The organism is Variovorax paradoxus, from assembly GCF_022009635.1.
GTDB lineage: Bacteria > Pseudomonadota > Gammaproteobacteria > Burkholderiales > Burkholderiaceae_C > Variovorax.
In genome coordinates this window covers 2488815-2511810 of the sequence record NZ_CP091716.1, presented here as the reverse complement: position 1 = coordinate 2511810, position 22996 = coordinate 2488815, and the positions used below count along the sequence as shown (strand labels likewise).

Genomic DNA, 22996 nt, shown 5'->3' with positions numbered 1-22996 from the left:
TTTCTTTTTCTCTCAGCGGTCGCGGTCGACCACCATGTGGGCGAGCGCGCGCAGGGCCGAGGTGTCGGCCAGGCCGCTCTTTTCCAGCGCGGCGAGCGCATCGGCCAGCAGTTGCCGGGCCTGGGCGCGTGCGCCGTCGAGGCCGAGCAGCGATACGTAGGTGGGCTTGTCGGCCGCGGCGTCCTTGCCGGCGGTCTTGCCCAGGGTTTGCGAGTCGGCCGTGACGTCGAGGATGTCGTCGACCACCTGGAACGCCAGGCCGATGGCGGCGCCGTAGTCGCGCAGCGCGGCCAGGGCGTCCGGCGTCACGCTGCCGCAGGCGGCGCCCATCTCGACGCTGCCCTGCAGCAGCGCGCCGGTCTTCAGGCGGTGCATTTCGCGCAGACGCGTCTCGTCGAGCGCAATGCCCACGCTGGCCAGGTCGATGGCCTGGCCGCCGGCCATGCCCTGGCTGCCCGCGGCACGCGCGAGCAGGCGGCACAGCAGGGCCTGGGTGGCGGCGGGAATCTCGTCGTCTTCGGGTGTGAGCAGCTCGAAGGCCAGGGCCTGCAGCGCGTCGCCGGCCAGCAGGGCGTCGGCTTCGCCGAACTTGACGTGGACCGTGGGCTTGCCGCGGCGCAGCACGTCGTTGTCCATGCACGGCAGGTCGTCGTGCACGAGGGAATAGGCGTGGATCAGCTCGGTGGCGCAGGCGGCGCGCAGCGCGGCGGCCTTATTGCCGCCAACGGCTTCGCTCGCGGCCAGCACCAGCAGGGGCCGCAGGCGCTTGCCGCCGTCGAGCACGGCATAGCGCATGGCGTCGCCCAGCAGCACGGGGGCGTCGACGCCGACCCAGCGCGACAGCGCCGACTCGACGTTCGCCAGATGCGGATCACACCAGGCGGCCAGGGTCTTTGCGTCCCACCGGGGGGGAGCCGCCGTCGTGGCCGTGCTCATTCGGAAGTCCAGACCTTCAGGCTGCCCGCATCGAGCACCTTGATCTGGTCTTCGACCGCCTGCAGCTTGTCGCGGCAGAAGGCGAGCAGCACGGCACCGCGCTGGTAGCTGACGAGCAGCTGGTCGAGGGGGAGCTGGCCTGATTCGAGTTCCGCAACCAGTTGTTCCAGCTCCTGGAGCCCGGCTTCGTAACTGGCGGGCAGCGGGCCCGTATCAGGCGTTGCCGCCGGGCTGGACGAGGAAGGGGTGGGCACCTTGGGCATGCAAGCGAAACGTGGGTGAAACCGGGCATTTTAGGACGGGGACGGGAACAAACGGCCACCGCCTGCGGACCACCCCGCCGCAAGCCGCGCCAAAAGATGCCCCCCGGGTACAATGCGAACTTCTCTCGTTGGCAACGCCAGCACATTCTTCGGGCCGCCGAGCCATCCAGGCGGCGCTTTTCCGTTCTTTTTCCTTTTCTCCCTGTGGGGAGCTTGGTCAGGTCCTCCATGTCTGATTTAAGTCTTCAACTGCAGCAGGCCGCGAGCCAACTTCCAGTTTCCGCGTATTTCGACGAGGCGCTCTATGCCCGCGAAATGCAAAACCTTTTCGCGCGAGGGCCCCGCTACGTCGGCCATCGCCTGGCCGTGCCCGAACAGGGCAACTTCCACACCCTGCCGCAGGAGCACCAGGGCCGCGCGCTGGTCCACACGCCCAAGGGCGTGGAGCTGATCTCCAACGTCTGCCGCCACCGCCAGGCCCTGATCCTGAAGGGCCGGGGCCAGCTCGACAGCCAGACCGGCGGCAACATCGTGTGCCCGCTGCACCGCTGGACCTACGCCGCGAGCGACTCGCGCACCACCGGCACCCTGATCGGCGCGCCGCACTTCGAGCAGGACCCCTGCCTGAACCTGCACAACTACCCGCTGACCGAATGGAACGGCCTTCTGTTCGAGAAGAACGCCGACGGCTCGGGCCCCGACGTGGCGGCCGACATGGCCGGCCTCGGCCCGCAGGCCGATCTCGACTTCTCGGGCTACGCGCTCGACCGCGTCGAGCTGCACGAGTGCAACTACAACTGGAAGACCTTCATCGAGGTCTACCTCGAGGACTACCACGTCGGCCCGTTCCATCCGGGCCTGGGCAGCTTCGTCACCTGCGACGACCTGCGCTGGGAGTTCAAGCCCCGCTATTCGGTGCAGACGGTGGGCGTGGCCAACCGTCTGGGCCGCGCGGGCAGCCCGGTCTACCAGAAATGGCAGGAGCAGTTGCTCAAGTACCGCGACGGCAAGCCGCCGAAGTACGGCGCCATCTGGCTCACTTACTACCCGCACGTGATGGTCGAGTGGTATCCGCACGTGCTCACCGTGTCGACCCTGCACCCGGTGAGCCCGACGAAGACGCTGAACATGGTCGAGTTCTTCTACCCCGAGGAAATCGTCGCCTTCGAGCGCGAGTTCGTCGAGGCCCAGCAGGCCGCCTACATGGAAACCTGCGTGGAAGACGACGAGATCGCCGAGCGCATGGACGCCGGCCGCCGCGCGCTCATGCTGCGCGGCGACAACGAGACCGGCCCCTACCAGAGCCCCATGGAAGACGGCATGCAGCAGTTCCACGAGTGGTACAGAGCTGCCATGCAACAACCGGCCTGAGCCCCGACCCGCCCCGCATCAGCCGGGGCTTTCTTTTTTCCTGATCCGGATTCAAAACGATGCAAGCGCTGTGGATGGTGCTGGGGGCCTTTCTGTTCGCCACGATGAGCGTGGTCGTGAAGATCGCCTCGGAGTGGTTCAACAGCGGCGAGATGGTGCTGGGCCGCGGCCTCATCGGCATCGTGTTCCTGTGGCTGCTGGCGCGCAACCGCGGCGTCTCGCTCGCCACGCGGTATCCGGGCATGCACGCCTGGCGCAGCACCATCGGCGTGATCTCGCTGGGCGCGTGGTTCTATGCGATTGCCCACCTGCCGCTGGCCACCGCCGTCACGCTCAACTACATGAGCAGCGTGTGGGTCGCGGCCTTCCTGGTCGGCGGCGCGCTGCTGGCCTGGGTGCCGGTGCCGGGCCGCGACGGCCGGGTCGAGCGCCCGCCGCTGCAGGGCACGCTGGCCATGACGGTGCTGGCGGGCTTCGCGGGCGTCGTGCTCATGCTCAAGCCCACGGTCAGCGGCAACGAAGGCTTCGGGGGCATGCTGGGGCTGCTGTCGGGCCTGACAGCCGCCTTTGCCTACATGCAGGTGGTGGCGCTGTCGCGCATCGGCGAGCCCGAGTTGCGCACGGTGTTCTATTTCGCGGTCGGCTCGGCCGTGGCCGGTGCCTTCGCCACGGCGGCCACGGGGTTTTCGGGCGGTGCCTCATGGACGTGGCAGCATGCGCTGTGGCTGCTGCCGATCGGCCTGCTCGCCGCCCTCGGACAGCTGTGCATGACCCGCGCCTACGCCACCGCCAAGACCCAGGCCGGTACGCTGGTGGTGGCCAACCTGCAGTATTCGGGCATCGTCTTCGCGGCCTTCTACGGCGTGGTGCTGTTCAACGACCGCATCGACGCCGCCGGCTGGGGCGGCATGGCTCTTATCATCGCGAGCGGCATTGCCGCAACTGTGTTGCGGCAGCGGGCGGTGCCCAAGGCACCGGCCGAAGAACATTGAACTGAATCGGATCAAGCGGGCCTGTGCAGGCCCCGGCAACGAAGGACACAACGCCATGTACACCACCCTCGTCAGCGTCGAGCAACTGCGGCAACTGCAGGCCGGCGACAAGCCTTTCATGCTGTTCGACTGCAGCTTCGAACTCATGAAGCCCGAAGCCGGCGCGCAGCAATACGCCGCCGCGCACATCCCCGGCGCGCTGTACGCCAACCTCGACACCGACCTCAGCGCGAAGCACGGCGCGCCCGGCGCCCACGGCGAAGTCGTGACCGCGCAGGAAGACGGCGTACCCGCCTCGGGCGGCCGCCACCCGCTGCCGAGCCGCGAGAAGTTCGCGGCATGGCTCTCGAGCATCGGCTTCGCCAACGACATGCAGGCCGTGGTGTACGACCGCAACGGCGCCAACTACTGCGGCCGCCTGTGGTGGATGCTCAAGTGGATGGGCCACGACGCGGTGGCCGTGCTCGACGGCGGGCTGCAGGCCTGGCAGGCCGCGGGCGGCGAGGTGACCGACCGCGAGGAGCCCGCGCGCTTCCAGTCGAACTTCGTCACGGGCGAGCCGATCGCGAAGCTCGTGACCACCGACACCGTGGTGCGCCGGCTCGGCCAGCCTGACCAGAACCTGATCGACGCACGCGCCGGCGCACGTTACCGCGGCGAGGTGGAACCTCTGGACCCGATCGCCGGTCACATCCCCGGGGCTCTGAACCGGCCCTTCGCCGAGAACATCGGTCCGGACGGCAAGTTCAAGCCGGCATCGCAATTGCGTGCCGAGTTCGAAGCGCTGCTCGCGGGACGCGATGCGGCGACCGTCGTCCACCAATGCGGCAGTGGCGTGAGCGCCGTGCCCAACCTGCTCGCGATGCAGATCGCGGGGTTCGGGACGACCGCGCTCTATGCCGGCAGCTGGAGCGAATGGAGCAACACGCCGGGGCTGCCGACCCGGCAAGGCGCTGAACCATGAAGCACACCCGTCTCCGACGCACCACCGGTCTCGCAATCGCAGCCGCGCTGTTCGCGGCCGCCCCCTTTCTTTCCGCGCAGGCACAGCAGCAGCATGCGCATGTGCACGGCCAGCTCAAGCTCGACGTGGCCGTCGACGGCCCCACGGTGGTGATCGACATGGAGTCGCCGCTGGACAACATCGTCGGCTTCGAGCGCGCGCCCAAGACCGACGCCGAGAAGAAGACCGTCGAAGACGCCGTCGCGCAGCTGCGCGCGGCCGACAAGCTCTTCGTCGTCGATCCGGCCGCCAACTGCAAGCTGGGCCCGGTCGACCTGCGCTCCGGCGCGCTGGGCCTGGGCAACCCCGACCCGGCCGAGCCCGTCGGCCATGCCGACCTCGACGCCACCTTCTCCTTCAATTGCACCAACGCGGCCGCAGCGAAGTTCATCGACGTGAACCTGTTCGGCGCGTTCAAGGGGCTGCGCCAGATCGATTCGCAGATCGCCACCGCGCAAGGCCAGTTCAAGCGCCAGCTCAAGCGCCCCGCGGGCGCGCAGGCATCGCAGCCGGTGCGGCTGGGCTGGGGCAAGTGACACTGTGAGCAATTCCCCGCAGGGCGAGACGTCGGCGCTGCGCGTCGTCCTCGCCGCAGAAGCGCTGCGCTTCTCATGGCCCGGCGTGAAGACGCCTTGCATCGACATCGAGGCCTTTCGCATCACCGCCGGCGAATCGGTGTTCCTGCACGGCCCCAGCGGCTGCGGCAAGAGCACGCTGCTGTCGCTGCTGGCCGGCGTGCTGGTGGCCGACGAAGGCCGCGTCACGCTGCTGGGCCACGACTGGTCGAAGCTCTCGGGCGCCCAGCGCGATCGCAGCCGCGTGGCGCACGTGGGCTACATCTTCCAGCAGTTCAACCTGCTGCCCTACCTGAGCGTGATCGACAACGTGCTGCTGCCGTGCCGCTTCTCGGCGCGGCGCGAGTCGCAGGCCGCGCGCAACGGCAGCGCCCGCCAGGAAGCCGAGCACCTGCTCGCGCAGATGGGCCTGGACCGCAACCTGTGGAAGCGCCAGGCGCTGCAGCTGTCCGTGGGCCAGCAGCAGCGGGTGGCCGCGGCGCGCGCGCTCATCGGCCAGCCAGAGGTGGTGATCGCCGACGAGCCCACTTCGGCGCTCGACGAAGACCGGCGCGAAGCCTTCCTCGACGTGCTGCTGACAGCCTGCGCGCAGAACCACAGCGCGCTGGTGTTCGTGAGCCACGACCAGCGCATCGCGCAGCGTTTCGTGCGGCATGTGCTGCTGCCCGAGATCAACCGCGCGGCCACGAGCGCGATGGCGGTGGATGCATGAAGGCTCTTTTCTCGATTGCATGGCGCAGTGCCTGGAACCGCCGCTTCACGCTCGCGCTCACGGTGTTCTCTATCGCGCTGTCGACCTTCCTGCTGCTGGGCGTGGAGCGCATCCGCACCGAGCTGCGCGAGAACTTCGCATCGTCCGTCTCGGGCACCGACCTGATCGTGGGCGCGCGCACCGGCTCCACGCAGCTGCTGCTGTATTCGGTGTTCCGCATCGGCGCGGCCACCAACAACATCTCGTGGAAGAGCGTGCAAGCGCTCGAAGCACACCCCGGTGTCGACTGGGTGGTGCCGCTGTCGCTGGGCGACTCGCACCGCGGCTTCGCGGTGCTGGCCACTTCCCCCGAATACTTCACGCGCTTTCGCTACGGCGACCGGCAACTGCTGAAGATGCGCGAAGGCAAGCCCTTCAGCGAACTCTTCGACGCGGTGGTGGGCGCCGAAGTGGCCGACAAGCTCGGCTACCACGTGGGCCAGAAGATCACGCTCGCGCACGGCAGCGGCGAGCTCAACGTGGCCGAGCATGCCGACAAGCCCTTCACGGTGGTGGGCGTGCTCGCGCGCACCGGCACGCCGGTCGACCGCACGGTGCACATCGGCCTGCCGGCCATGGAAGCCATCCACCTCGAATGGGTGGGCGGCGCGCCGATGCCCGGCGTGCACATTCCGGCCGAGCAGGTGCGCAAGTTCGACCTCACGCCCAAGAACGTGACGGCCGCGCTGGTGGGCCTGAAGAACCGCGCGGCCGTGTTCGGCGTGCAGCGCTGGATCTCCACCTACACCGGCGAGCCGCTGATGGCCATCCTGCCCGGCGTGGCGCTCGACGAACTGTGGAGCGTGATCGGCATCGGCGAGAACGCGCTGCTGCTGATGTCGGCGCTGGTCGCGCTGGTGAGCCTCGCGGGGCTGGTGTCGGTGGTGATGGCGGGGCTCAACGAACGCCGGCGCGAACTCGCCGTGCTGCGTGCCGTTGGCGCGGGCCTGCGCCATGTGCTGGCATTGCTCGCACTCGAAGGCGCGATGGTCACCGTGCTGGGCGTGGCCTTCGGCGTGGTGATGGCGGTGCTGGGCATCGCCCTGCTCTCCCCATGGCTGCAGGCGCAGTTCGGGCTGACACTGAGCCTTTCCGAACCTACACTGAACGAATGGCTGCTGATGGCGAGCCTGCTGGTCGCGGGCTGGCTGGCAAGCCTCTTGCCTGGCATCCGCGCCTACCGCCTCTCGCTGGCCGACGGCCTTTCCCCAAGGATATGAACATGCGCATCGCAAAGAAGACAACCATGGCCCGACCTTTCATGCAGCTTTCAGTGCTGCTCGCCGGCGCCGGCCTCGTGGCCGCCGCCTGGGCCGCCGACCCCGCGCCCAAGGACACCACGGCCAGCAACCCGCTGGGCGGCAAGGCGGCGGCAAGCTCCGCGGCCGCCAAGGCCGCGCCGGGCCAGCCGCGCCAGATCACCTGGGAAGAACTCGTGCCGAAAGACTGGGACCCGGCCAAGGAGTTCAAGGGCATGGACCTGAGCGCGCTCGACGACGGCGACCCGCGCGCCAACGAGCTGCTCATGAAGATGCAGGAAGTGTCGAACAACGCGCCGACCAACCCCGCGATGAACGGCGTGGAAGTGAAGATCCCCGGCTTCATCGTGCCGCTCGAGGAAGCCAAGGGCGAGGTCACCGAGTTCCTGCTGGTGCCCTACTTCGGCGCCTGCATCCATACGCCGCCGCCGCCGGCCAACCAGATCCTGCACGTGGTGCCGCAAAAGGGCGCCAAGTTCCGCGCCATGGACACCGTGTGGGTCTCCGGCAAGCTGCAGACGCTTCGCAACGATTCCATGATGGGCGTGAGCGGCTACCACGTCAGCGCGACCAGCGTGACCAAGTACACCGGCGGCGCCAAGTAAGTAGGCCTTTGGGCCGACAGCGGCGGCCTGTGGTCCCGCGCCGACAGGGTTGACGGCGCGCCGCCGACACAGACCGTTGCATCCGAGGCGCAGGCTTTGTCATCGCCTGTTGCCGCGCGCCGTTGAAAGAGTTCCGGGCACGACGCCGGCGCTACAAGGAACTCCAGATGACAAGAAACCATCGCCCAACGGTCCCGCGGCTCCTGACGATTTCGCTGTGCATCGGGGCCATCGCCCTGGCCGGCTGCGACAACAAGACGCCCGGCACGCCAGCCGCCGCGGTCGACCCGGCCGCCTCGTCGATTCCCGCTCCCTCGGTTCCGCAGAACAACGCACCCACCACGGTGCCGGTGGCCTACACGCCACCCTCGGCCGACCAGCTCTATGAAATGGTCGCGCCCATCGCGCTCTATCCGGACAAGCTGGTGGCGCAGGTCCTGGCCGGCGCCACCTACCCCGAGCAGATCACCGCCGCGCACGACTGGCTTGCGCAGAACCGTTCACTCAAGGCCGGCCCGCTGGCCGATGCGGCCAACCAGCAGCCCTGGGACCCGAGCGTGAAATCGCTCACCGCCTTCCGCAGCGTGGTCGACCAGATGGCCGCGAACATTCCGTGGACCGAATCGCTGGGCAAGGCCTACTACAACGACCCGACCGACGTGATGAACGCCATCCAGGTCATGCGGCAGCGCGCGGCCAAGGCCGGCCGCCTCAAGAACAACGACAAGCTGCGCGTGGCCACCGCCGCGACAACGCCGCCGCAGAACTACGCACCCGCGCCGGATTCGCAGGCGGTGTACTACAGCGGTACACCGGTGATCGAGGCGCCGCCGCAGTACATCACCATCGAGCCCGTGCAGCCCGACGTGGTGTACGTGCCCGCGTATGACCCGCAGGTGATCTACGGCACGCCCCAGCCGGTGTACCCAGGCTATGCCTACGCACCGGCGGTCGAGGTGGCGCCGGGCTACAGCCAGGGCCAGGTGATCGCGGCCGGCGCGCTCGCATTCGGTGCCGGCATCGTGGTGGGCGCAGCCCTGGAGCGTCACGACTGGGGCTGGCATTCATGGAACATGAATTGGGGCGCACCGGGCTGGCGCGGCCGCGACAACGGGGCACCGCCGCCACCGGCCTATCGCCCTGCCGTGGTCTACAACAACAACACCTACATCTCGCGCTCGACCACGGTGGTCAACAACGTGAACAACGTGCGCAACGTCTACAACAACAATAACGGCGCACCGCGCGGGCTGCCGGCGGGCGCCGCCGCACCCAACTTCGCTGCCGCCCCGGGCTTTGCACCGCAGCAGCAACAGCAGATGCAGCAGCAAGCCGCGCTGGCCCAGCAGCAGCAACAACAGCAGGCCCGCCAACAGGAAGCCCTGTTGCGCCAGCAGCAGATGCAGCAACAGGGACAGCAGCGTGCGCAACAGCAAGCGCAGGCCCAGCAACAGCAGGTGCAACAGGCACAGCAGCTGCACGCTCAACAACTGCAGCAACAACAACGGCAGCAGGTGCAGCAGGCACAACTCCAGCAGCAGCAACAGCAGGAGCAGTTGCGCCGGCAACAACAAGCGCAGCAGCAGGCTCAGCAACAACACCAGCCGGCACGCCTCGCGGGCCAGGCGCCGGGCGCTCAGCAGGAGCAGCAGCGCCAGCAACAACAGGCGCAGCAGGAACAGTCAAGACGCCAGCAGATGGAGCATCAACAGCAGGCTCAGCAGCAAGCGCGTGCACAGCAGCAGGCCCAGGCGCAACAGCAGCAGCAACAAATGCAGCACCAGCGCGAACAACAGCTGCAGCAGCAACAGGCGCAGAACCAGGCTCGCCAGCAACAACAGGCGCAGCAGGAACAGTCAAGGCGCCAGCAGATGGAGCAGCAACAGCAGGCTCAGCAGCAAGCGCGTGCGCAGCAGCAGGCCCAGGTGCAACAGCAGCAGCAACAAATGCAGCACCAGCGCGAACAGCAAATGCAACAGCAACAGGCGCAGAACCAGGCTCGCCAGCAACAACAGCAACAGGCGATGCAGATGCAGCAGCAACGCCAACAACAGCAGGCGCAGCAGCAACAGCAGCGCATGCAGCAAGAGCAGGCTCAGCAGCGTGCCCAGCAACAGGCCCAGCAGCAGCAACAGCGCGTGGCCGCGGCGGCAGCGGCGGCGGCACATCGCCCGCCCCGCCCCGGCGAACCGGGGCAACCGCCACAACATCCCTGACGAACGAAGAGCCGGCTGCTAGCGCAAACCGGCTCTTTTTTTCAGCGGCGGTCGGTCAGTTCTTGCCGATCTCGGTCAGCAGCCGCGTGACGAGGTAGATGCGCGGCACGATCGAATCGACTTCGATGTACTCGTCGCGTGCGTGGTAGCCGAAGCCCGCGAGGCCGAAGCTCTCGACCACCGCGGCCTTGCCCGAGCGGCCCGCATAGCCCGCGTCGGTGCCGCCGCCGGTCATGGGCGTGAGCGCCAGGTCGCGGTCGAGTTCCTTGTAGATCGCCTGCGCCTTCTCGGCCAGTGCGCGGCCCTTCTCGCCCGCGATGAAGGCCGGGCGGCCCACTTCGACCTTCACCGTGGTCTCGGTGTCGGGAATCAGCTTACCGGTCGCGATCTTCGCCTGCAGCGCTTCGTTGAGCTTCTTCTCGGCGCCCGGTTGCGTGATGCGGATGTCGCCCTGAGCCTGTGCCTTCTCGGTGATCTGGTTGAGCGGGCCGGTGGCGCGCGCCACGGTCCAGTTGAGCGTCACGCCCGGAATGTCCTTGGCGACGTCCTTCGTCTGCAGCATCTGGTACGACAGTTCGTACAGCGCATTGCGGCCCAGCTCCGGCGCGGCGCCGGCATGGGCGGCGCGGCCCTTCACCTCGAGCGTGGCGGTGGCGATGCCGGCAGCGCCCAGCAGCAGCGATTCGCCCTTGGCCACCGACTTGGCCGCCGTCGGCTCGAACGACAGCACGGTGTCGTGCTGGTCGGCCAGGGTCGCGATCAGTTCGCCGGAGCCCACCGAGCCCACTTCCTCGTCGGGGTTCATCACCACGGTGAGCGTGTCGTAGTCGCGCCAGCCGGCGTCGGCCAGGATCTTCAGGGAGGCCATGATGACGGCCAGGCCGCCCTTGTCGTCGGCGATGCCGGGGCCGTAGATGCGATTGCCGTCGACCTTGTACGGCTGGCCGTTCAGGATGCCGGCCGGGTACACCGTGTCCATGTGGCCCTGCAGCATGATCTTGCGCTTGCCGGTGCCCTTGAGCGTGGCGATCACGATGTCGGCGCCCGCGCCGGCCGTGGCCTTGCGGCGCTCGGTCTTGAAGCCGGCTGCCTTCAGGCGCCCTTCCACCACGTCGGCCATCTTGAGCAGGCCGTCGACGTTGAGGCTGCCCGATTCGATCAGCACCATTTCCTTGAGGTTGTCGATCACGGCCGGCTGCGCCTTCTCGGCGGCGGCAAGCAGCCTGGCGTCCGGAGCGGCGTGCGCGGCAACCATGGCGCCGAATGCAAGGCCGCAGGCCGCGGCGATGGAGCGGAGGGCAAAGAAAGAAGAGTGCTTGGTCATGTGTGTTGTCGACTCTGGTTGAGGGGCGGCGCACAGCATATCGGCCGCGTCGCCGGCGGCCAGCAAATCGGCGACACCCGCCGCCACGTCGCGGCTCTCAGCCCTTGCCGCGCGCCGCGCGCTTTTTCGCGGATTGCTCGGGCTTCGCCTTGACGATGCGCGGCGGCTTCAGCGCGGGCGCCTCTCGCGCCGACTTCATGTGCCCGCTCTCGCCGATCGTCATGCCGACGATGCGCGCGAGCTGGCGGCTCACGCTCACGTAGGCATGGCCCAGGCGGCTGTCGAAGTACAGCGAGTCCCCGCGCGACAGACGCAGCACCTCGCCGTTGTCGAAGTGCACGTCGATCTCGCCCGACAGCACATAGGCGAACTCCTCGCCCGCATGCCGCACGAAGTCCTCCGGTCCGTGGATGCGGCGCGCATGCACGGTGCCGACGATCGGGCTCATCTGCTTGCCGGCCGCCGTGGTGCCCAGGAACTCGTACGCAATGGACAGCCCCCGGTACACCACGCCCTTGCCCGCGCGCGTGACCACCGGCCCGTCGAGCTGCGCGGGTTTGACGCCGGCGCCCGCGAACATCGCGTTCATGTCCATCTCGAGCGCGCGGCCCAGCGCGGTGAAGTTCTCGTAGCCCAGCGCGAGCTGGCCGCGCTCCGCGCGCGAGATGGTGGTGATCGACACGCCCGAGCGTTCGGCCAGTTGCGCCAGCGTCCAGCCGAACCGCTTGCGCGCGCTGCGCAGGCGATGACCGAAAGTGGTGCGGTCCAGCGTGGGCGGCTCGTCCTTCGGCCTGGTCGCCGGCTTGGTCCCTGTGTGTGGATTCACGCTTGGCTTTCTCTTGTGATGCAGGGAGATTCTGCCAGCCCGCTGCCGCGCCATCCATGCGGAGCAACGCTCGCCAGGCCCGGAAGTTGCGTATCCGCAAATTGCGTGAACGCAAATTTCACCTCAACGGTGCACCATGGTTTCCCCTTGGTTGGCTGTTTTTAATTTGCGTATCCGCAAATTTATTCCTACACTTTTCGCCGATGACTTCCAACACACCAGCGCCCGTCGTGGCCGACTACCTCGTGATTGGCGGCGGCATTGCCGGGGCTTCGGTGGCCCATTGGCTCGCGCCGCACGCCCGCGTGATCCTTCTCGAACGCGAGTCCCAGCCGGGCTATCACTCCACCGGCCGCTCGGCCGCCCTCTTCATGGAGAGCTACGGAACGGCGCAGGTGCGCGCCCTCACCATGGCCAGCCGCGCCTTCCTCGAGCATCCGCCCGAAGGCTTCTCCGAACACCCGCTGCTCACGCCGCGCGGCGCGATGATGGTGGCGGGCGCCGAGCACATGGCCGAGCTCGAAGCTCACTGGGACGTGCTGCGCGCCATGGACACCGGCGCCTCGCGCCTGAGCGGCGAGCAGGCCCGCGAACTGGTGCCCGCGCTGCGGCCCGAGCAGGTGCAGGGCGCGGTGTACGAACCCGACGCGGCCGACATGGACGTGCACGCCATCCACCAGGGCTACCTGCGCGGCATGCGGCAGGCCGGCGGCAAGCTGGTGTGCGATGCGGGCGTGACGGCCATCGAGCGCACCGGCGACGTCTGGCGCGTCACGGCCGGCGGCGCCGTGTACGAAGCACCCGTGGTGCTCAACGCCGCCGGCGCATGGGTCGACACCATCGCGCGCCTGGCCGGCGTGCCGCCGCTGGGCATCGAGCCGCGCCGGCGCTCGGCCTTCATCTTCGCGCCGCCGGAAGGCGAGAACGTGGCTCACTGGCCGATGGTGTTCGGCGCCGACGAGAGCTGGTACATCAAGCCCGACGCCGGCATGCTGCTGGGCTCTCCGGCCAATGCCGATCCGGTGGAGCCGCAGGACGTTCAGCCCGAAGAGCTGGACATCGCCTACGCCATCCACCACATCGAGGAAGCCACCACCCTCAGCATCCGCCGGCCCACGCGCACCTGGGCGGGCCTGCGCTCCTTCGTGGCCGACGGCGACCTGGTCGGCGGCTTCGAGCCCGCCGCGCCCGGCTTCTTCTGGGTGGCGGCGCAGGGTGGCTACGGCATCCAGACCTCGGCCGCCATGGGCGAGGCCTGCGCCGCGCTGGCACGCGGCCTGCCGCTGCCGCAGCGCATCGCGGACTTCGGGCTGACGGCCGAAATGCTCGGCCCGCAGCGGCTGCGCACCGCCGCCTGACAAGAACGACTCAATAACAACCCACAACCACGAGAGACCATCCATGCGTGTCTTCAGTGCTTCCCTCGCCACCGAAACCAACACCTTCGCCCCGATGCCGACCGGCCTTGCGTCCTTCAAGGACCGCGGCTACTTCCCCGCCGGCCAGCATCCCGATGCGCTGACCATCTACTCGGGCCCGCTGTGGGCGGCGCGCATCCGCGGCAAGGAAAAGGGCTGGACGCTGCTCGAAGGCATGGTGGCGGGCGCGCAGCCCAGCGGCATCACCACGCGCCATGCCTACGAAACGCTGCGCGACGAAATGCTGAACGACCTGCGCGCCGCGCTGCCGGTCGACATGGTGCTGCTCGGCCTGCACGGCGCGATGGTGGCCGACGGCTACGACGACTGCGAAGGCGACATGCTGGAGCGCGTGCGGCAGATCGTCGGCCCCGACGTCGTGATCGGCGCGGAGCTCGACCCGCACAACCACCTCACGCCCGCGATGGTCGCCAACGCCGACGTGATGGTCTCGTTCAAGGAATACCCGCACACCGACATCCTCGAGCGCGGGCTGGAGCTGGTCGACATCTGCGCGGCGGCGGTCGAGGGCAAGGTCAAGCCGGTGCACGCGATGGTCGACTGCGACATCATCGTCACCGTGCACACCTCGCGCGAGCCGGCGCGCGGCTTCGTCGAGCGCATGCAGTCGCTCGAGGGCAAGGACGGCGTGCTGTCGGTCTCGCTCACGCACGGCTTCTCCTGGGGCGACGTGCCCGAAATGGGCACCAAGGTGCTGGTCTACACCGACGGCGACCAGGCCAAGGCCGACGCGCTGGCGCGCCAGCTGGCCGACGAAGTCATCGCCATGCGCGACGGCCTCACCGTGAACTACCCGAGCATCGATGCCTCGCTCGACGAAGCGCTGGCCTTCGGCGGCGGCCCGGTGGTGCTGGCCGATGGCGCCGACAACCCCGGCGGCGGCGCGGCGAGCGACTCCACCTTCATCCTGGCCCGCATGCTCGAGCGCGGCATCGGCAACGCGGCGCTGGGCCCGATGTGGGACCCGATCGCGGTGCGCATCGCCTTCGACGCGGGCGTGGGCGCCAAGCTGCGGATGCGCATCGGCGGCAAGATCAGCCCGCTGTCGGGCGACCCGCTCGACCTCGAATGCACCGTGAAGGCGCTGAAGCACGACCTGGTGATGACCGGCCTGTCGGACACGCCCACGCCCATGGGCGACTGCGCGCTCGTCGAGGCCGGTGGCATCGACATCGTGCTCATCACCCGGCGCAACCAGGCCATGGGCACCGACCTGTTCACGCAGCTGGGCTGTGACCTGGCCAGCAAGAAGATCGTGGTCGTCAAGTCTTCGCAGCACTTCTACGCCTCGTATTCCAAGGTTGCGAAGCACGTGATCTACGCCGGCGCGCCGGGCGCCGTGACGCTGGACCTCAACACCCTGCCCTATCGCAAGGTGCGCCGGCCGAAGTGGCCGCTCGAGGCAGTGGCCGCCTGAGTTCCCTTTTCCCGACTTTCCTGTTTCTTTCGCCCACGATCGGAGATCCGATGATGCAACGACGCACGCTTGCCGCCTTCGCCGCCCTGGCGCTTTCCGGCGCCTTCGCCGCGAGCCTTCCCGCACTCGCCCAGACGCCGCCCAAGACGCTGAAGGTGGTGGCGCACGCCGACCTGAAGATCCTCGACCCGACCTTCACCACGGCCTACATCTCGCGCAACTTCGGCTACATGGTCTACGACACCCTGTTCGCGCAGGACTCAAGCGGCAAGCCGCAGCCGCAGATGGTCGAGAAGTACACCACCTCGAAGGACGGCAAGCAGTGGACCTTCACGCTGCGCCCGAACCTGAAGTTCTCCGACGGCAGCGCCGTGACCGCGGCCGACGCCGTGGCCTCGCTGCAGCGCTGGGCCGCGCGCGACAGCCTGGGCCGCGCCATGACGGCGGTGGGCGCCGAATGGAAGGCCACCGACGCGCGCACCCTCACGCTCACGCTGAACGAGCCCTTCGGCATGGTGCTCGACGCGCTGGCCAAGCCATCGGGCTTTCCGCCGGTGATCCTGCCCGAGCGGCTGGCCAAGATGCCCGCTTCCGCGCCGCTGCCCGAAGTGCTGGGCTCCGGACCCTTCATCTTCAAGCGCGACGAATGGGTGCCGGGCAACAAGACGGTGTTCGTGCGCAACCCCAACTATGTGCCGCGCAGCGAGCCGTCGAACGGCCTGGCGGGCAGCAAGAAGAGCAACTTCGAGCGCGTGGAGTGGCTCTACCTGCCCGACGCCAACAGCGCCGTGTCGGCGCTCAAGCGCGGCGAGGTCGATTTCATCGAGCAGCTGCCGCCCGACTACATCGCGCCGCTGCGCACCGATTCGAACGTCAAGATCGGCTCCGGCGGCGCCTACCAGGCCTTCCTGGTGATGAACCAGCTGCACCCGCCCTTTGACAACCCGAAGGTGCGCCAGGCGCTGCTGCAGGCAGTGAACCAGGAGCGCTTCATGGCCGGCATGGGCTTCCCGCTGGACATGCGCATGGCCTACTGCGCCACCTACTTCATCTGCGGCAGCCCCAACGACACCTCGGCCGGCGCCGAGCCCTACCGCAAGGCCGACGTGGCCAAGGCCAAGAAGATGCTCGCCGACGCCGGCTACAAGGGCGAGAAGGTGGTGCTGATGGTGCCCAGCGACGTGCCCTACCTCAACGCGGAGGCCCTGATGGCCGCGCAGACCATGAAGAGCATCGGCCTGAACGTCGATGCCCAGACCATGGACTGGGCTTCCATCGGCGCGCGCCGTGCCAAGCGAGACGCCGGCGACGCCGGCGGCTGGAACATGTACGTCACGGTGGCCGGCGAGTTCGACGCCAACTCGCCCATCGCCAACGCCTACCTGGGCGCGGCCTGCGGCAACACCCTGCCCGGCTGGCCCTGCGACAAGCCGCTCGACGAACTGCGCACCGCCTGGCTGAAAGAAACCGTGCCGGCCAAGCGCAAGGAACTGCTCGACGCCTTCCAGGCCCGCGCCTACGAGGCCGTGCCGTACATCAACGCCGGCCAGTACTCGGCCGCGTATGCCGCGCGCTCCAGCCTCAAGGGCCTGGACAAGCTCTGGGCCGGCATGCCGGTGTTCTGGGCGCTCGACAAATAAGCCGGGCCAACGGCGCACGCAGGTCATTCCATGGGCTACATCGTTCGACGCTTTCTCTCCACGCTTCCGGTCATGGCGGTGGTGGCCGTGGTGGTGTTCCTGCTGATCCACCTGTCGCCTGGCGACCCGGCGGCACTCATCGCGGGCGACCTCGCCACCACCGAAGACATCGAGAAGCTGCGCGCCACGCTCGGGCTGAACCTGCCGCTGTGGCAGCAGTTCACGCTGTGGCTGGGCAAGCTGTTCACCGGCGACCTCGGCACCTCGATCTTCACGCAGGTGCCGGTGGCGCAACTGCTGGGGCAGCGGCTGGAGCCCACGGTGTCGATCGCCGCGCTGACCATGCTCATCACGCTGGTGGTGTCGGTGCCCCTGGGCACGCTCGCGGCCTACCGCGCGGGCAGCTGGATCGACCGGCTGGTGATGCTGTTCGCGGTGCTGGCTTTTTCGGTGCCGGTGTTCCTGGTGGGCTATCTGCTGGTCTACAGCTTCGCCATCCAGCTGCCGTGGTTCCCGGTGCAGGGCTATGTGCGCCTGGCGGACGGCGCCGGCGAATGGCTGCGCTCGCTGGTGCTGCCCTGCGTGAACCTGGCGCTGGTGTACATCGCGCTGGTGACGCGCATGACGCGCGCCACCGTGCTAGAGGTGCTGCATGAGGACTACATCCGCACCGCCCGCGCCAAGGGCCTGGGCGTGCTACCGGTGCTGGGCCATGCGCTGCGCAACGCGGCCATTCCCATCGCCACCACCATCGGCGCGGGCATCGCGCTGCTGATCGGCGGCGTGGTGGTCACGGAGACGGTGTTCGCCATTCCCGGCGTCGGCCGGCTGGTGATCGACTCGGTGCAGCGGCACGACTACCCAGTGATCCAGAGCGTGCTGCTGCTGTCGGCGGGCGTGTACGTGCTGATCAACCTGCTGATCGACCTGAGCTACCGCCTGTTCGATCCGCGCATCCAGTACTGACGAAGAAGAACCCCACGCAATGTCCACGGTCCTTCCCTTGAACACCGCACAAGCCCCTGCCGCCCCGGCCGATGACGAAGCGCCCTTCGTGCCGCCGCGCTTTCGCTGGGTGCGCAAGCACCCGACGCTGATCATCGGCGCGCTGCTGCTGATTGCCATTGCAGCCCTTTCCATTGCCGCGCCGTGGATCGCCACGCACGACCCGCAGGACATCGACCCGCTCGCGCGCATGCAGCCGCCTTCGGCCGAGCACTGGTTCGGCACCGACGCGCTGGGCCGCGACGTGTTCAGCCGCGCCGTGTGGGGCGGGCAGGTGTCGATGATCGTGGGCGCCACGGTCGCGGTGCTGGCCACTTTCTTCGGCATCGCGCTGGGGCTGGTGGCGGGCTTCGTGCGCTGGGCCGACGGCCCTGTGATGCGGGTGATGGACGGGCTCATGGCCATCCCCGGCATCCTGCTGGCCATCGCGCTGATGGCGGTGACGCGCGCCAGCCTGACGACGGTGATCATCGCCATCACCGTGCCGGAGATTCCGCGCGTGGTGCGGCTGGTGCGCTCGCTGGCGCTCACGCTGCGCGAGCAGCTTTTCGTGGAGGCCGCGCACGCCGTGGGCACGCGGCTGCCGACCATCCTGGTGCGCCACGTGCTGCCGAACATCGTGGCGCCCCTGGTGGTGCAGGCCACCTTCGTGGCGGCGGCCGCGGTGCTGACGGAGGCGGCGTTGTCGTTCCTTGGCGTGGGCGTGCCTTCGCAGACGCCGAGCTGGGGAAACATGATGGCCGAGGGCCGCAACTTCGTGACCGTGGCCTTCCACATCATCCTGTATCCGGGGCTGCTGCTGGCGGCCACGGTGCTGGCCATCAACCTGCTCGGCGACGGCCTGCGCGACGCGCTCGACCCGCGCCTGGCGCGGCAACTGTGAAGGACATGCCATGACGATCCACATGTCCCACACCGCGCTCGCGCCGGGCGAGCCGCTGCTGGAAGTCGACAACCTGCGCACCCACTTCCACACGCTGGCGGGCGTGGTGCGCTCGGTCGATGGCGTCTCGTACACCGTGCGCGCCGGCCGCACGCTGGGCGTGGTCGGCGAATCCGGCTGCGGCAAGAGCGTGACGGCGCTGTCGATCCTGCGGCTGGTGCCCACGCCCCCGGGCCGCCACATGGGCGCCGTACGGCTGCGCGGCACCGACCTGATGCAGCTCAGCGAACGCGAGATGCGGCAGATCCGCGGCAACCGCATCTCGATGATCTTCCAGGAGCCGATGACATCGCTGAACCCGGTGCTCACCGTGGGCCGCCAGATCGCCGAGACAGTACAGCTGCACCAGAAGGCCAGCCGCGCCGATGCCCTCAAGCGCGCGGTCGAGATGCTGCGCGTGGTGCAGATCCCCGAGCCCGAGCGCCGCGTGAACGAATACCCGCACCAGCTCTCCGGCGGCATGCGTCAGCGCGTGATGATCGCGCTGGCCCTGGCCTGCAACCCCGAGGTGCTGATCGCCGACGAGCCGACCACCGCGCTGGACGTGACCATCCAGGCGCAGATCCTCGACCTCATCAAGCGGCTGCAGAAGGAACTGGGCATGGGCGTGGTGATGATCACGCACGACCTGGGCGTGGTGGCCGAGAGCTGCGACCGCGTCGTGGTGATGTATGCCGGCAGGAAGGTCGAGGAAGCCGACGTGATCGACCTCTTCGACCGGCCGCTGCACCCCTACACCCGCGCGCTGATGGCCTCCATGCCCGCGATGAACACCGCGAGCACCCGGCTCACCGAGATACCGGGCCTGGTGCCGGCCGCGCACGAACTGGGGCGCGGCTGCGCCTTTGCGGCGCGCTGCAGCCATGCGCGCGCACGCTGCCGCGCCGAGGCGCCGCAACTCACCCGGCAAGGCGGCGACCATGTGGTGGCCTGCTTCGCCGTCGAAGAACAATGGGCCGGCGTGGAAGAGGTGACGGCATGACGACAACGACCACGGCACCGCTGCTGCGTGTGCGCGAGCTGCGCAAGCACTACACGGCGCCCAAGCGCTGGCTCAGCCCGCGCAAGCCGCCGATCCAGGCGGTCGACGGCGTATCTTTTTCGGTGGCGCGCGGCGAGACGCTGTCGCTGGTCGGCGAGTCGGGCTGCGGCAAGACGACCACGGCCAAGTCTGTATTGCGGCTGGTGGAGCCCAGCGCGGGTTCGGTGCAGCTCGAGGGCGAAGAACTGCTGACGCTCTCGCCCGAAGAAATGCGCATGCGCCGGCGCGACCTGCAGATCATTTTCCAGGACCCGTATGCCTCGCTGAACCCGCGCCTGACGGCCGGCGACATCGTGGCCGAGCCGATGCGCAATTTCAGCAGCCTCGGCACGGGCGGCGCGGCCGAGCGACGCGAACGCGTGCAGTGGCTGTTCTCGCGCGTGGGCTTGCGGCCGGAGGCGGCGAAGAAATATCCGCACGAGTTCTCGGGCGGCCAGCGGCAGCGGCTGGGCATTGCACGCGCGCTGGCGTTGAACCCGAAGCTGATCGTGTGCGACGAGCCGGTCTCGGCGCTGGACGTGTCGGTGCAGGCGCAGGTGGTGAACCTGCTGATGGACCTGCAGGCGGAATTCGGCATCGCCTATCTGTTCGTGGCGCACGACCTCGCGGTGGTGCGGCACATCAGCCATCGCGTGGCGGTGATGTACCTGGGCCACATCGTGGAAATCGCGGACCGCGACACGCTGTTCTCGGCGCCCCTGCACCCGTACACGGAAATCCTGCTGTCGGCCGTGCCCGTACCCAACCCGCGCACGCCCGCGCGGCGCATGTTGTTGCAGGGCGACCCACCGAGCCCCGCCAACCCGCCCTCGGGATGCCGCTTTCACACACGATGCCCGATGGCGCAGGCGGTGTGCAAGGAGAAGGTGCCCGAGCTGAGCGAACGGCCCTCGTCTTCCAATGGCGGTCATTGGGTCGCGTGCCACTTCCGCTGAGATGACTCCTCTTGTTCCTCGGGTCGGTTATTCGGGGCGCGATCACGCCGACAGGGGACATTCGCGGAGGGGAGTACCCGGCGGCCTATGCACTCGCCCTGAAAAATCAGCCTAAAAACACGAAAGGATCGACATGACCGAACCCATCCCCCATTACGACCTGCTGATCCGCGGCGGCACCGTCATCGACGGCACCAAGGCGCCGCGTTTCAACGCCGACGTAGGCATCACGGCAGGGCGCATTGCCGCCATCGGCAAGCTCGCGGGCCACACCGCGGAACAGACGATCGACGCCACCGGCCGCATCGTCGCGCCCGGCTTCATCGACTCGCATACGCATGACGACCAGGCCGTGCTCTCCCAGGCACAGATGCCGTTCAAGGTTTCGCAAGGCGTGACCACGGTGGTCGCCGGCAACTGCGGCATCAGCGCCGCGCCGCTGCGCATCGACATGGATTTGCCGATGCCGCTGAGCCTGCTCGAGTCGCCCGCCGAAGGCCGCTTCACCAGCTTCGCCGCCTACCTGGACGCCCTGCGCGCCACGCCCTCTTCCGTCAACGTCGCCGCGATGGTCGGCCACTCCACCCTGCGCGCCGTCGTCATGGCCGATCTCGACCGCCCCGCCAACGACAGCGAAATCGCCGCCATGCAGGCCCTCGTCGAAGAAGCCATGCAGGCCGGCGCCATCGGCATGTCGACCGGCACCTTCTATCCGCCCGCGGTGAAAGCCACGACCGAGGAAATCATCGAAGTCGGCCGCCCCCTCACCGCGCGCAAGGCCCTGTACGTGACCCACATGCGCGACGAAAGCGACCGCGTGATGGAGTCGCTGGACGAAACCTTCCAGATCGGCCGCGCGCTCGACATCCCGGTGGTCGTGTCGCATCACAAGGTGCAGAACACGCAGAACTTCGGCAAGACCAAGGTCACGCTGCCCTTCATCAAGGAGGCCATGCAGCACCAGTGCATCGGGCTCGACTGCTATCCCTACACCGCCGGCTCCACCATGATCCGCACCGACCGCGGGATGATGGAAGGCCGCGTGCTCATAGCCTCGAGCGTGCCGCACCCCGAGTGCGCCGGCCGGGACCTGAAGGACATCGCCGCCGAATGGGGCGTGTCGGGCGAAGAGGCCGCCAAGCGGCTGCAACCCGGCAGCGCCATCTATTTCATGATGGACGAAGACGACGTGCAGCGCATCCTCGCGTTCGACGACACCATGATCGGCTCCGACGGCATTCCGCTGGGCGACAAACCGCATCCGCGCCTGTGGGGCACCTTCCCGCGGGTGCTGGGCCACTACAGCCGCGACATCGGCCTCTTCCCGCTCGAAACCGCCGTGTGGAAGATGACCGGCCTCACCGCCCGCAACTTCGGCCTGCACGAACGCGGCACGCTGAAGCCGGGCCACCATGCCGACGTGGTGATCTTCAACGCCGCGACGGTGCGCGACACCGCGAACTACGAAACGCCGATGCAGCCGGCCGAAGGCATCGACGCGGTGATCGTGAACGGGGCGGTGACCTGGCGCGACGGCGTGCACAGCGGCGCGCGCAACGGGCAGGTGATCACGCGCCGCGACACCGCCGCAGCCTGAGCGGCAGGAACAGAAGACCGCTTATGCCCAGCCAGCGGCGTTCCGCAGCCGGATGCCGCTGGCATGCATCGACGATTGCCACACGGGCTTGAGGGGGAGAAGCGAATCGACCACCCTGAGTTCGGTGCGACATGCGGCCAGCTCGGCCTGTAGATCGGACAGATGGGTGACCTCGCGCGGCACCACCGCGTCGCGCGACACCCACATGCCGACGTCGTCGATGTCCACGAAGTGCTCGCGCGGCAGTTCGTAGCGCGTCAGTGACGCGCGTTCGAGCCGTTCCAGCCAGCACGCTTCGATGTACGCAAGGGCCGCGATGCCGCGCGGCGCATCGCCGAGCCATGCCTGCCGGTCGCTCGCGCTGGTGCCGGCATGCGCCCACATCACGATGCGCGGGCACTCCCTGGGAAAAAGATACAGCTGCTGGTGGTCCTCGGCAATGGCCCAGACCAGCGGGCCGTTGAGCCAGTCCATGCCCGGCGGCCGTTGGGCCGGCGTGCGGACAGGGCGAGGGTCGAAGCGATCGATGCCGGCGTCGTCGCTGAAGTGAAACAGGCGCATGCCCTGAGCGTAGCCGCTCGGGGCATGGCGTTCGGGGTCAATCGGGTGCGTTCATCACGCGGTCGAATTCTTCGTCGGCCGGCACGTTGTCGGCATCGAGCTCGCTCGCGTCGGTGAGATCGATGCCGGTTTCGTCCGACAGGTCGTCGGAGGCATCGTTCTCGACTTCCTCGAAATCGTCGGCTGGCGTGTTGTCCTCATCGTCGTCGGAGGGCGAAGCGGAGCGCGCGGTGGCGTCGACGTTGGTCATGATCGGGTTCCTCGGCTGATTGCTGACAGGCCCCCTATGGTGCGCC

At 68.3% G+C, this 22996-nt stretch carries 22 protein-coding genes; 16 read left to right on the top strand and 6 right to left on the bottom strand.

Annotated features, from left to right (window positions below; translation table 11 throughout):
* Nucleotides 1-12: 12 nt before the first annotated feature.
* Both L3V85_RS11770 and xseB read right to left on the bottom strand, forming a co-directional pair.
* Nucleotides 13-936: a polyprenyl synthetase family protein gene (locus tag L3V85_RS11770; protein WP_237679384.1), complete on the bottom strand. Its 924-nt coding sequence runs from the start codon at nt 934-936 to the stop codon at nt 13-15.
* Nucleotides 933-1199 carry an exodeoxyribonuclease VII small subunit gene (gene xseB, locus L3V85_RS11765; RefSeq protein ID WP_237679383.1) on the bottom strand — a complete coding sequence of 89 codons (267 nt, stop codon included), beginning with the start codon at nt 1197-1199 and terminating at the stop codon, nt 933-935. The genes L3V85_RS11770 and xseB overlap by 4 nt, the downstream gene beginning before the upstream one ends.
* Nucleotides 1200-1427: 228 nt before the next feature.
* Here xseB and L3V85_RS11760 point away from each other — a divergent pair, with 228 nt between their 5' ends.
* The 8 genes from L3V85_RS11760 (at nt 1428) to L3V85_RS11725 (ending at nt 9971) form a co-directional block, all read left to right on the top strand.
* Nucleotides 1428-2570, top strand: coding sequence for an aromatic ring-hydroxylating oxygenase subunit alpha (locus L3V85_RS11760; RefSeq protein WP_237679382.1), 1143 nt, complete (start codon nt 1428-1430; stop codon nt 2568-2570).
* Nucleotides 2571-2629: 59 nt separating this feature from the next.
* On the top strand, nt 2630-3562 hold the full coding sequence (locus L3V85_RS11755) for a DMT family transporter (RefSeq protein WP_237679381.1): 933 nt from the start codon (nt 2630-2632) through the stop codon (nt 3560-3562).
* A 55-nt stretch (nt 3563-3617) separates the two neighbouring features.
* Nucleotides 3618-4526: a sulfurtransferase gene (locus L3V85_RS11750; protein ID WP_237679380.1), complete on the top strand. Its 909-nt coding sequence runs from the start codon at nt 3618-3620 to the stop codon at nt 4524-4526.
* Complete coding sequence (locus L3V85_RS11745) at nt 4523-5101, top strand: DUF2796 domain-containing protein (protein WP_237679379.1); 579 nt, start codon at nt 4523-4525, stop codon at nt 5099-5101. The genes L3V85_RS11750 and L3V85_RS11745 overlap by 4 nt, the downstream gene beginning before the upstream one ends.
* Nucleotides 5102-5105: 4 nt before the next feature.
* Nucleotides 5106-5852, top strand: a complete 747-nt coding sequence (locus tag L3V85_RS11740; RefSeq protein ID WP_237679378.1) for an ABC transporter ATP-binding protein — start codon at nt 5106-5108, stop codon at nt 5850-5852.
* Nucleotides 5849-7111, top strand: a complete 1263-nt coding sequence (locus tag L3V85_RS11735; RefSeq protein ID WP_237679377.1) for an ABC transporter permease — start codon at nt 5849-5851, stop codon at nt 7109-7111. The genes L3V85_RS11740 and L3V85_RS11735 overlap by 4 nt, the downstream gene beginning before the upstream one ends.
* A 2-nt stretch (nt 7112-7113) precedes the next feature.
* Entirely contained in the window at nt 7114-7755 is a 642-nt protein-coding gene (locus tag L3V85_RS11730) for a DUF3299 domain-containing protein (RefSeq protein ID WP_237679376.1), read from the top strand.
* A 167-nt stretch (nt 7756-7922) separates the two neighbouring features.
* Entirely contained in the window at nt 7923-9971 is a 2049-nt protein-coding gene (locus tag L3V85_RS11725) for a DUF3300 domain-containing protein (protein WP_237679375.1), read from the top strand.
* A gap of 55 nt (nt 9972-10026) precedes the next feature.
* On the opposite strand, the gene L3V85_RS11720 is transcribed toward L3V85_RS11725, so the two are convergent.
* Together L3V85_RS11720 and L3V85_RS11715 are read right to left on the bottom strand one after the other, a co-directional pair.
* Entirely contained in the window at nt 10027-11295 is a 1269-nt protein-coding gene (locus L3V85_RS11720) for a M20/M25/M40 family metallo-hydrolase (RefSeq protein WP_237679374.1), read from the bottom strand.
* Between the two features lie 97 nt (nt 11296-11392).
* Complete coding sequence (locus L3V85_RS11715) at nt 11393-12121, bottom strand: helix-turn-helix domain-containing protein (RefSeq protein WP_237679373.1); 729 nt, start codon at nt 12119-12121, stop codon at nt 11393-11395.
* 203 nt (nt 12122-12324) lie between these two features.
* Here L3V85_RS11715 and L3V85_RS11710 point away from each other — a divergent pair, with 203 nt between their 5' ends.
* The 8 genes from L3V85_RS11710 (at nt 12325) to L3V85_RS11675 (ending at nt 22139) form a co-directional block, all read left to right on the top strand.
* Nucleotides 12325-13479, top strand: coding sequence for an NAD(P)/FAD-dependent oxidoreductase (locus L3V85_RS11710; protein ID WP_237679372.1), 1155 nt, complete (start codon nt 12325-12327; stop codon nt 13477-13479).
* A 43-nt stretch (nt 13480-13522) separates the two neighbouring features.
* Entirely contained in the window at nt 13523-14977 is a 1455-nt protein-coding gene (locus L3V85_RS11705) for a M81 family metallopeptidase (RefSeq protein WP_237679371.1), read from the top strand.
* A gap of 53 nt (nt 14978-15030) precedes the next feature.
* Nucleotides 15031-16617 (top strand): ABC transporter substrate-binding protein, encoded by a 1587-nt coding sequence (locus L3V85_RS11700; RefSeq protein WP_237680546.1) that lies wholly within the window; start codon nt 15031-15033, stop codon nt 16615-16617.
* Nucleotides 16618-16647: 30 nt separating this feature from the next.
* A complete protein-coding gene (locus L3V85_RS11695) occupies nt 16648-17583 on the top strand; it encodes an ABC transporter permease (RefSeq protein WP_237679370.1) in 936 nt (311 codons plus the stop codon).
* A gap of 19 nt (nt 17584-17602) precedes the next feature.
* Nucleotides 17603-18505 carry an ABC transporter permease gene (locus tag L3V85_RS11690; RefSeq protein ID WP_237679369.1) on the top strand — a complete coding sequence of 301 codons (903 nt, stop codon included), beginning with the start codon at nt 17603-17605 and terminating at the stop codon, nt 18503-18505.
* 10 nt (nt 18506-18515) lie between these two features.
* Complete coding sequence (locus tag L3V85_RS11685; protein ID WP_237679368.1) at nt 18516-19547, top strand: ABC transporter ATP-binding protein; 1032 nt, start codon at nt 18516-18518, stop codon at nt 19545-19547.
* Nucleotides 19544-20542, top strand: coding sequence for an ABC transporter ATP-binding protein (locus tag L3V85_RS11680; protein ID WP_237679367.1), 999 nt, complete (start codon nt 19544-19546; stop codon nt 20540-20542). Before L3V85_RS11685 ends, L3V85_RS11680 begins: the two co-directional genes overlap by 4 nt.
* 133 nt (nt 20543-20675) lie before the next feature.
* Nucleotides 20676-22139, top strand: coding sequence for an N-acyl-D-amino-acid deacylase family protein (locus tag L3V85_RS11675; RefSeq protein ID WP_237679366.1), 1464 nt, complete (start codon nt 20676-20678; stop codon nt 22137-22139).
* 21 nt (nt 22140-22160) lie between these two features.
* On the opposite strand, the gene L3V85_RS11670 is transcribed toward L3V85_RS11675, so the two are convergent.
* On the bottom strand, nt 22161-22700 hold the full coding sequence (locus L3V85_RS11670; RefSeq protein WP_237679365.1) for a DUF6886 family protein: 540 nt from the start codon (nt 22698-22700) through the stop codon (nt 22161-22163).
* Nucleotides 22701-22737: 37 nt separating this feature from the next.
* On the bottom strand, nt 22738-22950 hold the full coding sequence (locus tag L3V85_RS11665) for a hypothetical protein (protein WP_237679364.1): 213 nt from the start codon (nt 22948-22950) through the stop codon (nt 22738-22740).
* Nucleotides 22951-22996 lie beyond the last annotated feature (46 nt).

What these genes read in the sequence shown, in the direction of transcription:
- L3V85_RS11750 (WP_237679380.1), top strand. Translation starts at nt 3,618, where the DNA reads ATGTACACCACCCTCGTCAGCGTCGAGCAACTGCGGCAACTGCAGGCC.
- L3V85_RS11700 (WP_237680546.1), top strand. Translation starts at nt 15,031, where the DNA reads ATGCAACGACGCACGCTTGCCGCCTTCGCCGCCCTGGCGCTTTCCGGC.
- L3V85_RS11720 (WP_237679374.1), bottom strand. Translation starts at nt 11,295, where the DNA reads ATGACCAAGCACTCTTCTTTCTTTGCCCTCCGCTCCATCGCCGCGGCC.
- L3V85_RS11675 (WP_237679366.1), top strand. Translation starts at nt 20,676, where the DNA reads ATGACCGAACCCATCCCCCATTACGACCTGCTGATCCGCGGCGGCACC.
- L3V85_RS11695 (WP_237679370.1), top strand. Translation starts at nt 16,648, where the DNA reads ATGGGCTACATCGTTCGACGCTTTCTCTCCACGCTTCCGGTCATGGCG.
- L3V85_RS11755 (WP_237679381.1), top strand. Translation starts at nt 2,630, where the DNA reads ATGCAAGCGCTGTGGATGGTGCTGGGGGCCTTTCTGTTCGCCACGATG.
- L3V85_RS11760 (WP_237679382.1), top strand. Translation starts at nt 1,428, where the DNA reads ATGTCTGATTTAAGTCTTCAACTGCAGCAGGCCGCGAGCCAACTTCCA.
- L3V85_RS11685 (WP_237679368.1), top strand. Translation starts at nt 18,516, where the DNA reads ATGACGATCCACATGTCCCACACCGCGCTCGCGCCGGGCGAGCCGCTG.
- L3V85_RS11670 (WP_237679365.1), bottom strand. Translation starts at nt 22,700, where the DNA reads ATGCGCCTGTTTCACTTCAGCGACGACGCCGGCATCGATCGCTTCGAC.
- L3V85_RS11710 (WP_237679372.1), top strand. Translation starts at nt 12,325, where the DNA reads ATGACTTCCAACACACCAGCGCCCGTCGTGGCCGACTACCTCGTGATT.
- L3V85_RS11735 (WP_237679377.1), top strand. Translation starts at nt 5,849, where the DNA reads ATGAAGGCTCTTTTCTCGATTGCATGGCGCAGTGCCTGGAACCGCCGC.
- L3V85_RS11705 (WP_237679371.1), top strand. Translation starts at nt 13,523, where the DNA reads ATGCGTGTCTTCAGTGCTTCCCTCGCCACCGAAACCAACACCTTCGCC.
- L3V85_RS11730 (WP_237679376.1), top strand. Translation starts at nt 7,114, where the DNA reads ATGCGCATCGCAAAGAAGACAACCATGGCCCGACCTTTCATGCAGCTT.
- L3V85_RS11680 (WP_237679367.1), top strand. Translation starts at nt 19,544, where the DNA reads ATGACGACAACGACCACGGCACCGCTGCTGCGTGTGCGCGAGCTGCGC.
- L3V85_RS11665 (WP_237679364.1), bottom strand. Translation starts at nt 22,950, where the DNA reads ATGACCAACGTCGACGCCACCGCGCGCTCCGCTTCGCCCTCCGACGAC.
- xseB (WP_237679383.1), bottom strand. Translation starts at nt 1,199, where the DNA reads ATGCCCAAGGTGCCCACCCCTTCCTCGTCCAGCCCGGCGGCAACGCCT.
- L3V85_RS11770 (WP_237679384.1), bottom strand. Translation starts at nt 936, where the DNA reads ATGAGCACGGCCACGACGGCGGCTCCCCCCCGGTGGGACGCAAAGACC.
- L3V85_RS11725 (WP_237679375.1), top strand. Translation starts at nt 7,923, where the DNA reads ATGACAAGAAACCATCGCCCAACGGTCCCGCGGCTCCTGACGATTTCG.
- L3V85_RS11690 (WP_237679369.1), top strand. Translation starts at nt 17,603, where the DNA reads ATGTCCACGGTCCTTCCCTTGAACACCGCACAAGCCCCTGCCGCCCCG.
- L3V85_RS11745 (WP_237679379.1), top strand. Translation starts at nt 4,523, where the DNA reads ATGAAGCACACCCGTCTCCGACGCACCACCGGTCTCGCAATCGCAGCC.